Below are 11595 nucleotides of genomic sequence, written 5' to 3' on the forward strand. Positions count from 1 at the left end.
CTGCGCAAACCGCCCACCAATCGGGTGGGCCCAGTGGCATACAGTAGCGGTGTTGCATGGGCCGGAATGGGCCCACCCTTTTTTTCTATCCTGGAGGTTTTGCCCATGTCCACGCCCCGCACCGCCGTTGGCCGCCTGCAAGTCGCGACCGCGCTGTACGATTTCGTCAACCAGCAGGTGCTGCCCGGCACCGGCGTCGACGCCGCCCGCTGGTGGACCGGTTTCGACGCCATCGTGGCCGACCTGGCGCCCAAGAACATCGCCCTGCTGGCCGAGCGCGACCGCCTGCAGACCGAGCTGGACACCTGGCACAGCGCCAACCCCGGCCCCATCCAGAACATGGCCGCCTACCGCCAGTTCCTGGAAACCATCGGCTACCTGGTGCCGGCACCCAGCGGCGTGCAAGCCACCACCGCCAACGTGGACGCCGAACTGGCCGTGCAGGCCGGCCCGCAGCTGGTGGTGCCCATCCTGAACGCGCGCTACGCCCTGAACGCCGCCAACGCGCGCTGGGGCAGCCTGTACGACGCGCTGTACGGCACCGACGCCATTTCCGAAGCCGACGGCTGCGCCAAAGGCCCGGGCTACAACGCCAAACGCGGCGCCAAGGTCATCGCCTTCGCCCGCCACTTCCTCGACCAGACCGTGCCGCTGGCCCAGGGCTCGCACGACGACGCCACCGGCTACGCCATCGTCGGCGGCGCGCTGCAGGTGACGCTGGACAACGGCCACACCACCGGCCTGAAGGACGCGACCCAGCTCGTGGGCTACCGCGGCGAGGCCGCCGCCCCCGCCGGCGTGCTGTTCAAGCACCACGGCAACCACCTGGAAATCGTCGTGGACCGCAGCACCGCCATCGGCGCCAGCGACCGCGCCGGCGTCGCCGACGTGGTGCTGGAAGCCGCCCTGTCCACCATCCTCGACCTGGAAGACTCCGTGGCCGCGGTGGACGCGGAAGACAAGGTGCTGGGCTACAGCAACTGGCTGGGCATCCTCAAGGGCACGCTGACCGAGTCCTTCGACAAGGGCGGCCGCACCATGACCCGCGGCCTCAACCCCGACCGCGTGTACACCGCCCCCCACGGCGGCGAGGTGCGCCTGCACGGCCGCAGCCTGATGTTCGTGCGCAACGTCGGCCACCTGATGACCAACCCGGCCATCCTTTACACCGCCGCCGACGGCACTGCGCGCGAAATCCCCGAGGGCATCATGGACGCGGTGGTCACCACCACCATCGCGCTGCACGACCTCAAGGGCAACGGCGCCCACGGGATCCGCAACAGCCGCACCGGCAGCGTCTACATCGTCAAGCCCAAGATGCACGGCCCCAAGGAAGTGGCCTTCGCCGCCGAGCTGTTCGGCCGCGTGGAACAGCTGCTGGGCCTGCCCGACAGCACCGTCAAGCTGGGCATCATGGACGAGGAGCGCCGCACCAGCGTGAACCTGAAGGCCTGCATCGCCGCCGCCGCCAGCCGCGTGGCCTTCATCAACACCGGCTTCCTGGACCGCACTGGCGACGAAATGCACACCGCCATGCTGGCCGGCCCCATGGTGCGCAAGGGCGACATGAAGACCAGCGCCTGGATCCAGGCCTACGAGCGCAACAACGTGCTGGTCGGCCTGGGCATGGGCCTGCGTGGCAAGGCGCAGATCGGCAAGGGCATGTGGGCCATGCCCGACCTGATGGCCGCCATGCTGGACCAGAAGATCGGCCACCCCAAGGCCGGTGCCAACACCGCCTGGGTGCCCAGCCCCACCGCGGCCACGCTGCACGCGCTGCACTACCACCGGGTGCTGGTGTCCGACATCCAGCAAGAGCTGGAGCAGATCGACGCCGACGCCGAGCGCGACAACCTGCTCACCGGCCTGCTGACCGTGCCGGTGACCGCCACCCCGAACTGGAGCGAGGAAGACAAGCAGGCCGAGCTGGACAACAACATCCAGGGCATTCTGGGCTACGTGGTGCGTTGGGTGGACCAGGGCGTGGGCTGCTCCAAGGTGCCCGACATCAACGACGTGGGCCTGATGGAGGACCGCGCCACGCTGCGCATTTCCAGCCAGCACGTGGCCAACTGGCTGCACCACGGCGTGGTGACCGAGCAGCAGGTGCGCGACACCTACGCCCGCATGGCCGCCAAGGTGGACGCCCAGAACGCCGGCGACCCGGCGTACAAGCCGCTGGTGGCCAACCCGCAGGGCGGTGCCTACCAGGCCGCGCTGGACCTGGTGTTCAAGGGCAAGGAGCAGCCCAGCGGCTACACCGAGCCGCTGCTGCACGCCTGGCGTTTGAAGGTGAAGGCCGGGCAGGCCTGAGCGAGCGTTGAACCCGCAACAAAACGGCGCCTCCGGGCGCCGTTTTTCATGGTGCTTTCAAGGGCCGCCACGGCGGCGCCGGGATCCGTTCGGTGTCACCCGGCACCGGCGGGAAGCGCCCGGCTTCCCAGTCCGCCACCGCCTGTTCGATGCGCTCGCGCCGGCTGGACACGAAGTTCCACCAGAGGTAGCGCGGCGCGTCGGGCGGCTCGCCGCCCACCACCAGCACTTGCGCAGGGGCGTCGGCCGGGGCGCTCAGGGTAAAACCCCTCGCGTCGGGCAGCGCCATCACCCGCGCCGGTACCGGTTGGCTATCCACCAGGAACGGTGACTCGGGCGCGTACAGCGCCACTTCGGGCGCCAGGCGCGGCACACGCAGCGAGGCACCCGGGGCCAGCCGCAGGTCCAGGTACAGCGTCTGCATGGGCAGGGCCACCGGTGAGCGTTGCCCGAAGGCCTCGCCCACCAGCACGCGGACGCCGACACCCCCGTGCTGCTCCAGCGGCAAGCGGTCGGCCGCCACATGTTCAAAAGCCGCCGGGGCTTCTTCGTGCGACCGCGGCAGCGCCAGCCACAGCTGCAGGCCGTGGGTGTGCACCGGCTGGCCCACCAGGTCGTCGGGCGTGCGCTCGCTGTGCACCACACCCCGGCCGGCCGTCATCAGATTGACGGCGCCGCGCTCGATGCGTTGCACCGCGCCCGTGCTGTCGCGGTGCATCATCGCGCCGGCCAGCAGGTAGGTGAGGGTGGCCAGGCCGATGTGCGGGTGGGGCCGCACGTCGTGTTCGCGCTGACCCACGCCGCTGAGTGGCCCCATGTGATCGAAGAACACGAACGGCCCCACCGTGCGCCGCTGCACTTGGGGCAGCAGACGGCGCACCAGGAAGCCGCCGCCCAGGTCTTTCTCGTGGCCCTGCAAGGTGGTCAGGGGTGGGTGGTCAGCAGGCTGGGACATGGCGATCTCCTTGGGGGTGAGGGCTCAGACGTCGCCGCGGCGCGCGTCCAGGCTCCAGGCGCCGGCACCGGCCGCCGCCAGGGCCAGCAGGCCGCCCACCACGCCGAGGTTTTTGAAGAACAACAGCTGTTGCACAAACTGCTGGTCGGCCGGCATGGCCCAGTAGTTGTGGAAGAAGACCGAGGCGCCCAGCGTGAAGAGCGCCAAGGCCAGCGCCGCCCAGCGGGTGGCGAAACCGGCCAGCAGCGCCAGCGAGCCGACCACTTCCACCACGATGGCGACGACCGCGCCCACCGTGGCCAGTGGCAACCCGACCGACGCGATGTAGCCCACGGTGCCTTCAAAGCCGGTGATTTTGTTGAGCCCGGCGGGCAGGAACAGCGCGACCATCAGCAGGCGGGCGGCCAGGGGAAAGGCGGGGTGTTGGAACATGGCGGGATCTCCAGTGAAGTTGCGATGGCCCAACTGTAAGTTTCAACCGTGCAGTTCAGTTTGAATTTAAACTGTCGCAACATTCAAAAATGCTGAACGATAAGGGGCAGGCAAAAAATGCCTGCAAAGCCTCGGCCGTTTTCTGCGGTTGTTCTTCGGGGATGAAATGCCCGGCCGGCATGGCGCCTCCTGGGCGGACGGATGGACTCAAATGACGTTGGAGAGGGTGAACATCACCGCCGGCCCCAGCGCCGTGCCCAGCGTGTCGATGGCCACGGTGGTGGGCGCCATGCCGGCCATGGGCAGGGTGGCGCTGCCGGCCGGCACCAGCCGCAGCACGGCCAGGGACGGGTGGTGCGCCGCCAGTTCGAACTGCAGGCTGGCCACGTCGGCCGGGGGGTGCACCTCGTCCAGCACCAGCAGGTGCACCTCGCGGTCGCGCAGGGCCGCCACCGCCTGCGCGCCGCTGGCCACGCCGTCGGCGCTGGCGCCCAGCGGCTTGACCAGCCCGAGCGCCTGCAGCCGCGTGTCGGCCGAGGCCGAGCACACCAGCACGTAGGCCCCGGTGACGGTCTTGAACAGGGTGGAGGGCGTGGTGGCGGCCGCGCCGGTGTCGGCCGCCAGCGGTGCGCCCAGGGTGCGCTTGCACAGCGCGGTCAGGGTCACGCCGTCGGGCTGCACCTCGCGCGTCAGCTCCAGGCCGCCGTCGGTCGCGGCGATCTGGCGCAGCAGCAGCCACTGGATGTTGTCGACGAACACCTGGCTTTGCACCGGCGCGGTGTCGGTCAGCACCTTCATCCACAGCCGGGCGCGGGCCGGCTCGCCCTGGGCGTCCAGCCGCAGGTCGATGTGGCTGCCCAGCGGGGTGCACCATTCGAGCATGGCCTGCGCCAGGCTGTAGCCCAGGGTCGGGTCGATCAGCACCGGCATGGGCTGGAACTTGCGCCGCACGGTGATGCCCATCAGCGCCAGGTCGTCGCGCCGTTCCTGCAGCACCGACTCGACCACGTAGGCCAGGTCGATCTTTTCGTGCGACTGGCGCACCCGGCCGCTCTGGAAGCGCACGATCTGCTGGGCGTGGATGCCACAGTGCTTGAGCCGCTGCGCCGGTGTGGCCAGCACCTGGTATTCGGCCTGGGTCAGGCGGCCGCGCTGCACCAGCAGGTCCAGGCCGCGCAGCATCAGGTCCACCGACTCGATGGCCTGGTCGGTCACCGCCTGCGCCAGCTCGGGCCAGTGCTCGGCCATGCGCCAGGCGCCGGGGGCGGTGTCCGGGTCGGTGGGGGGGGTGGGTGGCGGTGACACAGGCGTCGGGGGGCGGGGCCGAACAACAAGGAACGGGAGCCGGGCCGAAGCGCCCGGACACATCCGATTCAGTGTACTGCGCGTCCCGCATCTTGCAAGGGGGGCGGCGCACATTTGCCACAATACCGGCATGACCACGCACACCGCACCCTACCCCCTGTCGCGCCCGCGCCGCCTGCGCCGCGACGTGTTCACCCGCAACCTGGTGCGCGAACACCGCCTCAGCGCGCACGACCTGATCTACCCGGTGTTCGTGCTGGACGGCGAGAACCGGCGCGAGGCCGTGGCCTCCATGCCCGGTGTGGAGCGTTTGAGCCTGGACCTGCTGTTGCCCGTGGCGCAGGAGTGTGTGGATTTGGGGATTCCGGTGATGGCGCTGTTTCCGGTCATCGACCAGGCGCTCAAAACCCCTGATGGCCGCGAAGCCTACAACCCTGATGGTCTCATTCCTCGCGTGGTGGCTGAACTCAAGGCCAAAGTGCCCAACCTGGGCATCATGACCGACGTGGCGCTGGACCCCTACACCAGCCACGGCCAGGACGGCCTGCTCGACGAGCACAACTACATCCTGAACGACCCCACGGTGGAGGTGCTGGTGAAACAGGCCCTGTGCCAGGCCGCCGCCGGCGTGGACATCGTGGCGCCCAGCGACATGATGGACGGCCGCATCGGCGCCATCCGCCAGGCGCTGGAGGCGCACGGCCACGTGCACACCCGCATCATGGCCTACAGCGCCAAGTACGCCAGTGCCTTCTACGGCCCCTTCCGCGACGCGGTGGGCAGCGCCGCCAACCTGGGCAAGGCCGACAAAAAGGTCTACCAGATGGACCCCGGCAACACCGACGAAGCCCTGCGCGAGGTGGCGTTGGACCTGGCCGAGGGCGCCGACATGGTGATGGTCAAGCCCGGCATGCCCTACCTGGACGTGGTGCGCCGCGTGAAGGACGAGTTCAAGGTGCCCACCTTTGCTTACCAGGTGAGCGGCGAGTACGCCATGCTGAAAGCCGCCGCGCAGAACGGCTGGCTGGCCCACGACGCGGTGATGATGGAAAGCCTGCTGGCCTTCAAGCGCGCCGGCGCCGACGGCGTGCTGACCTACTTCGCCCGCGAAGCCGCGCGCCTGTTGCGCCAGGGCTGACCCGGCGCACGGTCCACCCATGCGGGTCTTCCACCTCCAGGGCCAGCGCGTCAGCGAACACGGTGCGCTGCCCGACGCCCTGCCGCCACAAGGCTTTCTGTGGCTGGCGCTGGGCCGGCGCGAGTTCGAACTGATGCAGGCCGAGGTGCAGGCCCGCCTGCACGCCTGGCTGCGCGCCCCGCTGGTGGACCTGCACGTGTCCGACCTGTTGAACAACCAGTTGCCCTCGCACTTCGACTACACCGCGCAGTACGACATCCTGGTGATTCGGCGGCTGGCGCAGGGTGCGTCGGAAACCGACCTGGAGGCCCCGGGTCGCATCCTGCACCGCTCGGTGCCGCGCGGGGGGCCGCCGGTGCTGCGCCGCATCGACACCAGCCCGGTGGGGTTTGCGGTGTTCGACCGGGTGCTCATCACCGTGCACCCTGCGGTGTGCCCGGTGCGCGACGGTTACGCGACCCGCCTGCTGGCCTGGGCCGAAGCCCACGCCCGCGCCGGGGACGACACCGCCCCGGCCGAGGCGGCTGGCGCGGTGCGCGGTGCCTCGGGCCGGCTCATGCCCGACAGCCCGGCCGAACTCATGCTGCGCCTGGTCAGCCAGATGGTGGACGGTTATTTGGACCTGCGCCGCGAACTCACGCGCCAGCTCGACCACTGGCAGGCCGAACTGCTCAACCCGCGCACCCGCTTCAACAACTGGGGCAGCCTGCTGGACGCGCGGCTGGCCCTGCACCAGCTGGACGAGATCTGCGAAGACCAGCGCGCCGCGCTGCAGGACTGGATCGAAGCGCTCAACGCCTGGTCGCCCGACGACGTGGCCACCGGCGCGCGTGGGCTGGAACTGCTCAAGGTGCGCAGCCGCGACGTGCTGGAACACATCGAACGGGTGGTGCACCACGTGCGCCGGCTGGAGCAAAGCGCCGAAGCGGCGGTGCAAATGCACTTTTCGGCCCAAAGCCACCGCGCCAACGACATCATGCGCACCCTCACCGTGCTCACCGCCGTCTTTCTGCCGCTGAACCTGATCGCCGGCATTTTCGGCATGAATTTCGACTTCATCCCGCTGCTGCACGAACAGGGCGGCTTCTGGCTGACGCTGGGTGGCATGGCGGGGGTGGCGGTGGGCTTGAGCCTGTTCTTCTGGCGCAAGCGCTACCTGGAACACGGCCGCTGAGCGGGCCCGGCGACAATACCGACCATGAAGCATTTCCAACCCCGAGAGGCCTGGGCCTGGTTGCAGGCGCACGCAGACGACCCGTCCGAGCAGGCGCCGCTGTTTGTGGACGTGCGCATGGAGATCGAATCCCTCTACGTCGGGCGCCCGCCCGGCGTGGTCAACGTGCCCTGGTACGAGTACCCGGACCTGGCCGCCGACCCCGCCCGCTTTGCCCGCCAGGTGGAGGCCGAGGCCGAGAGCAAGCAGCGCCCCATCCTGCTGATCTGCCGCAGCGGCAAGCGCACCCTGGAAGCCGCCCAGGCGCTGGAGGCCGCCGGCTTCACCGACGTGGCCCACGTGGTGCACGGCTTCGAGGGCGAGCTGGACGACCGCTTCCACCGCTCCACCGTGAGCGGCTGGCGCTACGAGGGGCTGCCCTGGGAACAGATGTGAGCGTGGCCACCGCCGCCCGGGACGCCGCCGGGACCGGCCCGGCCTGCGCGTCGGTGCTGGCCGAGGTGTTCGGCTACGACCGCTTTCGCGGCCCGCAGCAGGCCATCGTCGAACACCTGAGCGCCGGCGGCGACGCGCTGGTGCTCATGCCCACCGGCGGTGGCAAGTCGCTGTGCTATCAGATTCCCGCCATCGTGCGCCACCGCGCCGGGCTGGGGGTGGCCATCGTGGTGTCGCCGCTGATCGCGCTGATGCACGACCAGGTGGGTGCCTTGCTGGAGGCCGGCGTCGAAGCGGCCTACCTGAACTCCAGCCTCAGCAGCGAGGAAGCCGCCGACGTCGAGCGCCGCCTGTTCCGCGGCGACATCACCCTGCTGTACGCCGCGCCGGAGCGCCTGACCACCCCGCGCTTCATGGCGCAGCTGCAGTCGCTGCACGAGCGCGGGCGGCTCAGCCTGTTCGCCATCGACGAGGCGCACTGCGTCAGCCAGTGGGGCCACGATTTCCGGCCCGAGTACCGGGGCCTGGCCGCGCTGCACGAACGCTTCCCCGACGTGCCGCGCATCGCGCTGACCGCCACCGCCGACGCGCTGACCCGCGCCGACATCGTGCATCACCTGCGGCTGGAGGACGCGCAGCACTTCGTCAGCAGCTTCGACCGGCCCAACATCCGCTACCTGATCGCCGAGAAAAAGGAGGCGCTGCAGCAGCTGCTGCGCTTCATCGAACGCGAGCACAGCGGCCCCGACGGCCACGACGCGGGCGTGGTGTACTGCCAGTCGCGGCGCAAGGTGGAGGACGTGGCCGCGCAGCTGGCGGCGCACGGCCTGCGGGCCTTGCCCTACCACGCCGGGCTGGACGCCAAGCTGCGCCAGCGCCACCAGGACCGCTTCCTGCGTGAGGAGGGGTTGATCATGGTCGCCACCGTGGCCTTTGGCATGGGCATCGACAAGCCCGACGTGCGCTTTGTGGCGCACCTGGACATGCCCAAGAACATCGAGGGCTACTACCAGGAAACCGGCCGCGCCGGGCGCGACGGCGAGCCGGCCAACGCCTGGATGGCCTACGGCCTGCAGGACGTGGTGAACCAGCGCCGCATGATTGACGAAAGCCCGGCGGCCGACGAGTTCAAGCAGGTGCTGCGCGGCAAGCTGGACGCGCTGCTGGCCCTGGCCGAGGCCACCGACTGCCGCCGGGTGCGGCTGCTGGCCTACTTTGGCGAGGCTTCCCAGCCCTGCGGCAACTGCGACAACTGCCTGCAGCCGCCGCAAACCTGGGACGCGACCGAGGCCGCGCGCAAGCTGCTGTCGTGCATCTACCGGGTGCAGCAGGCCAGCGGCACCGCGTTTGGCGCGGGCCATTTGATCGACATTCTGCGCGGCAAGGCGACCGAGAAGGTGCAGCAGCACGGGCACGAGCGGCTCAGCACCTTCGGCATTGGGGCGCAGCTGGGCGAGAGCGAATGGCGCAGCCTGCTGCGCCAGCTCATCGCCCGCGGCATGGTGTGGGTGGACGGCGAGCACTTCAACACCCTGCACCTGGGCGAAGCGGCGCGTCCGTTGCTCAAGGGCGAGGGCGAGGTGCGCCTGCGGGTGCAGAGCGCGGCGCCCAAGGGCGCGCGCAACCGCAGCGCCGAGCGCCAGCGCGTGGTCGCCAGCGAGGCCACGCTGACCCTGGCCGCGCGCGAGGCCCTGGCCGCGCTCAAGGCCTGGCGCGCCGAGGTGGCGCGCGAACACAACCGGCCGGCCTACGTCATCTTCCACGACGCCACGCTGCGCGCCATCGCCGAGCGCCAGCCGGCGTCGCTGGACGACCTGCAGGGCATCCCCGGGCTGGGCCAGGCCAAGCTGCAGGCCTACGGCGCCGAGGTGCTGCGCGTCGTCAACCCGTGAAGCCCATGGCGCGGTGTTCGCGCACCTCGGGTTTCAGGCGGTGTTCGGCCTCCAGTTCGGCCAGGAAGGCGTCCGGGTCCAGCGCCTCGCCCAGAATCTCGGCCTGGCGCTGCACCGCGGCAAAGTCGCCCAGGCAGAGCTGATCGAGCCGCTGCAGCCGCGCGGCCCAGGCGGTGTGGCGGGCGTCGCAGCCGGGCTCGGGCGGCGTGGCGCGGCCCAGCGCGGCCTGGGCGAACAGCGCCCAGCGCTGCGCCGGCCGCAGGGGTTTGAACTCGATCTTGAAGGTGAAGCGGCGCAGCGCGGCGGCGTCCAGCCGCTCCAGCAGGTTGGTGGTGCAGACGAAAACGCCGCGAAAGCGTTCCATGCCCTGCAGCATTTCGTTGACCTCGCTGACCTCGTGTGCGCGCTGGGCGCCGCGCCGGTCGAGCAGGAAGCTGTCGGCCTCGTCCAGCAGCAGCACCGCTTGTTCGGCCTCGGCCTCGGCGAACATGGCGGCCATCTGCTGCTCGGTCTCGCCCACGAACTTGCTCACCAGGTCGCTGGCGCGGCGCAGCATCAGCGGCCGCTCCAGGGTGCGCGCCAGGTGTTCGGCCAGTGCGGTTTTGCCGGTGCCGGGCGGGCCGTAAAAGCACAGCGTGCCGTGGCCGCGCGCGCGCAGGGCGGCGAGCACCTGCGGCAGGGCGTGGCGCGAGGCGGTGTGCAGCCAGTCCAGGCCGTAGCCCAGTGGGTTGGGCCGGGCCGGGTCGCCGGGGCGGCGGCCCAGGGCCTGGTCGGCGTGGGCCAGCTGGCGTTCGATCAGGCCGTCGAAGCGGGCCGGGTCGGGGGCCTCGTCGGGCGCCACCAGCCGGGCAAAGCGCAGCGCGGTGCCGATCTGTGCCGGCGTCAGCCCCGGGCGTTCGCTCAGGCGCTGCACCAGCGCGTCGGACACCGGCTCGCCCGCCAGCGCCTTGCGCACCAGCCGCTCGCGCGCGCCGGGCGGTGGGCTGTTGAGTTCCAGGTGGTAGGCGAAGCGGCGGCGGAAGGCGGGGTCGATCTGGTCGATGCGGTTGGTCACCCACAGGGTGGGCACCGGGTTGTTCTCCAGCACCTGGTTGACCCAGGCCTTGCCGCCCACGGCGGTGCCCGCGTTGCGCCCGCCGCCGGCTTGGCCCGTGTGGGCTGCCGCCGCGCCGGGCAGGGTGGGGAACACGTCCTCCACCTCGTCGAACAGCAGCGCCGAGCGCGCCGTGCCCTTCAAAAACACCTGGGCGATCTGCAGCGAGCGGTATCGGTCGCGCCCGGCCAGGGCATGGCCTTCGCGGTCGGCGTACTCCACCTCGAACAGCTCCAGCCCGGCGCTCTGGGCCAGCACCCGCGCCAGTTCGGTTTTGCCGGTGCCGGGTGGGCCGTACAGCAGCACGTTGACGCCGGCCTCGCGCCGCGCCACCGCCTCGCGCAGCAGGGCGCACAGCACCTGGGCGTCGTCGCGCACGAAGTCGAAGTCGGCCAGCGCCAGCGGCGAACGGGCGGCCGGTCGGGTGAACACCGCCATCAGCTCGTGGTGGTGGCGGTACTCGCGCATCAGCACCGGCGGCAGGCGTTCGCTCACCTTCATCAGGTCGGCCATGTCGGTGATGTTGTGTTCCGACAGCAGGTTGTCCACCAGCCCGATGCGCTCCAGCCGGGAGCCGGGGCGCAGGGCCTCGGCCACCTCGGCCGGCTCGACGCCGGCCAGGTCGGCCAGCGCGGCGTGGGCCTCGGGGGCGTTGTGCACCTTGAACTCCACCAGCAGGTTGCGCAGGTCGCGCTGGTAGCGCGCCAGCGTGCCGTAGAGCAGCACGGCGCGTTCGGCGCGGTTGAGCTGCAGCAGCTCGGCCAGGGTGTCGATGTTGCGCTCCACCAGCGTCTGCTGCGGCGCCAGCACCTGCCCCAGCCAGGCGCCGGTGGCGGCCAGCACCGCCAGCACGTCTTT

At 70.5% G+C, this 11595-nt stretch carries 9 protein-coding genes; 5 read left to right on the top strand and 4 right to left on the bottom strand.

Annotation, left to right across the window (positions count from 1 at the left end):
- Positions 1 to 105: 105 nt before the first annotated feature.
- Complete coding sequence (locus HA630_RS19875) at positions 106 to 2313, top strand: malate synthase G (RefSeq protein ID WP_166837092.1); 2208 nt, start codon at positions 106 to 108, stop codon at positions 2311 to 2313.
- Positions 2314 to 2359: 46 nt separating this feature from the next.
- On the opposite strand, the gene HA630_RS19880 is transcribed toward HA630_RS19875, so the two are convergent.
- The 3 genes from HA630_RS19880 to HA630_RS19890 all read right to left on the bottom strand — a co-directional run bounded on the left by HA630_RS19880 (position 2360) and on the right by HA630_RS19890 (position 5005).
- Entirely contained in the window at positions 2360 to 3268 is a 909-nt protein-coding gene (locus HA630_RS19880; protein ID WP_166837094.1) for a pirin family protein, read from the bottom strand.
- Positions 3269 to 3292: 24 nt separating this feature from the next.
- On the bottom strand, positions 3293 to 3700 hold the full coding sequence (locus tag HA630_RS19885; protein ID WP_166837096.1) for a DoxX family protein: 408 nt from the start codon (positions 3698 to 3700) through the stop codon (positions 3293 to 3295).
- A gap of 207 nt (positions 3701 to 3907) precedes the next feature.
- Complete coding sequence (locus tag HA630_RS19890; RefSeq protein WP_166837098.1) at positions 3908 to 5005, bottom strand: hypothetical protein; 1098 nt, start codon at positions 5003 to 5005, stop codon at positions 3908 to 3910.
- 130 nt (positions 5006 to 5135) lie between these two features.
- On the opposite strand from HA630_RS19890, the gene hemB reads away from it, so the two are divergent.
- From hemB to recQ, 4 genes are read left to right on the top strand one after another with little or no spacing between them, the layout of a single operon-like run.
- A complete protein-coding gene (gene hemB, locus HA630_RS19895; protein WP_166837100.1) occupies positions 5136 to 6143 on the top strand; it encodes a porphobilinogen synthase in 1008 nt (335 codons plus the stop codon).
- Between the two features lie 19 nt (positions 6144 to 6162).
- A complete protein-coding gene (locus HA630_RS19900; RefSeq protein WP_166837102.1) occupies positions 6163 to 7317 on the top strand; it encodes a magnesium transporter CorA family protein in 1155 nt (384 codons plus the stop codon).
- A gap of 24 nt (positions 7318 to 7341) precedes the next feature.
- Positions 7342 to 7752, top strand: coding sequence for a rhodanese-like domain-containing protein (locus HA630_RS19905; protein ID WP_166837104.1), 411 nt, complete (start codon positions 7342 to 7344; stop codon positions 7750 to 7752).
- A 2-nt stretch (positions 7753 to 7754) separates the two neighbouring features.
- The gene (gene recQ / locus HA630_RS19910; RefSeq protein WP_166837106.1) at positions 7755 to 9644 is read left to right on the top strand and encodes a DNA helicase RecQ; all 1890 of its coding nucleotides are present in this window, start codon (positions 7755 to 7757) and stop codon (positions 9642 to 9644) included.
- Here the strand turns inward: recQ and HA630_RS19915 are convergent.
- Positions 9634 to 11595, bottom strand: a 1962-nt coding sequence (locus HA630_RS19915) for an ATP-binding protein (protein WP_166837108.1), incomplete at its 5' end; no start/stop codon positions are given. The genes recQ and HA630_RS19915 overlap by 11 nt on opposite strands.

This window comes from Aquabacterium sp. A08, assembly GCF_011742065.1.